Source organism: Methylosinus sp. R-45379 (assembly GCF_001644125.1).
Lineage (GTDB): Bacteria > Pseudomonadota > Alphaproteobacteria > Rhizobiales > Beijerinckiaceae > Methylosinus.
In genome coordinates, this window is sequence record NZ_LUUM01000076.1 from 1 (window position 1) to 1336 (window position 1336).

The window sequence follows — 1336 nt, forward strand, 5'->3', positions numbered from 1 at the left end:
TCTTCGAGCTCGGCGGCCACTCGCTTCTCGCCATCCAGGTGCGATCGAGAATAAGAGCGGCGTTCGACGTCGAGATTCCGCTTCGCGATTTATTCGAAGCCACGACGATCGCCGCGCTCGCGGAACAGATCGAGGAGTCGCTGATCGCGACCCTCGAGGCCGTCAGCGACGAGGAGGCCGCGAGCCTCCGTGAGCAGATGGCGGAATAGTCTCGCAAAACGACTGTCGCTTCGCCGAGTCGAAGCAATCGCCCACGACTGGAGTGTGGAAGAAATGAGCGCGACCCCCATCGCCGGCGAGGATAGAAAGGGACGATTGTCCCCAGCCAAGCGGGAGCTCCTCGAAATAAAGCTGCGGGGACGTCGCCCCAACGTCGCGCGCAACGAAATATCTGTTCGCCCGCCGTCACAAAATCCGCTGTCGTTCGGCCAGGAACGCATCTGGTTCCAATGCCAGGTGACGTCGAACGCCGCGTTGTACCATATTCCGCTGCTGGCTTGGTTCGACGGGCTCCTCGATGCGCGAGCGCTCGAAGCCAGTCTGAACGAGGTGATCCGCCGCCATGACGTTCTACGCTCCGGCTTCGAGAGCAAGAACGGCGCGCCAGTCCAGATCATATCGCCGCATGTCGATCTGGCGATCGGGCATGTCGACCTTCAGGACATCGATCCTGCGTCGCAAGAAAGTGAAGTTCGAGCGCGAGCCGGCGTGGAAGCGCACCAGCCGTTTGATCTCGCGCGTCCGCCGCTCCTTCGGGTGACGCTGTTGAAGCTCGGCCCGGCGCGCCATGCGCTCCTCCTGACAGTGCATCACATCGTCTGGGATGGGTGGTCGAGCGGGCTGCTGATCCGGGAGATCGGCCAACTCTACACGGCGACGCTGTCTCATTCGCCCAGTCCGTTGGCGCCGCTGCCGATTCAATATGGCGATTTCGCTTATTGGCATCGGCGGACGATGGAGAGCGAGAGCGGCTCCGAGCAAATCGCTTATTGGAAAAAGCGCCTCGAAGGCCTGCCGGATTTGTCGGCTTTGCCGACCGATCGGCCGCGCGCGGCGAAACAAGCTCATCGCGGCTCGACCCATTCATGGCGTTTGTCGGAGAGCCTGCGCGATGGATTTACGAATTTGGCCCGCGGCAACGACACCACGTTGTTCGTCGTCTTGCTCGCGACATTCAAGGCGCTCCTGTTCCATTACACCGGCCAGAGCGACCTCGCGGTCGGAACGACTATCGCGTTCCGTACGCGATCGGAACTGGAAAACCTGCTCGGATTTTTCGCCAACGCCTTGGTTCTTCGCACACAGCTCGGCGACGATCCATCGTTCGAGACCTTCC

The 1336-nt window shown here is 61.4% G+C and carries 2 protein-coding genes; both read left to right on the forward strand.

The genetic code is table 11. The annotated features are described in order from the left end of the window. Positions 1–209, forward strand: a 209-nt coding sequence (locus A1351_RS04050; RefSeq protein WP_157096087.1) for a phosphopantetheine-binding protein, incomplete at its 5' end; no start/stop codon positions are given. A gap of 265 nt (positions 210–474) precedes the next feature. Beyond that, a partial coding sequence (locus A1351_RS04055; RefSeq protein ID WP_245291569.1) for a condensation domain-containing protein occupies positions 475–1336 on the forward strand: 862 nt, incomplete at its 3' end.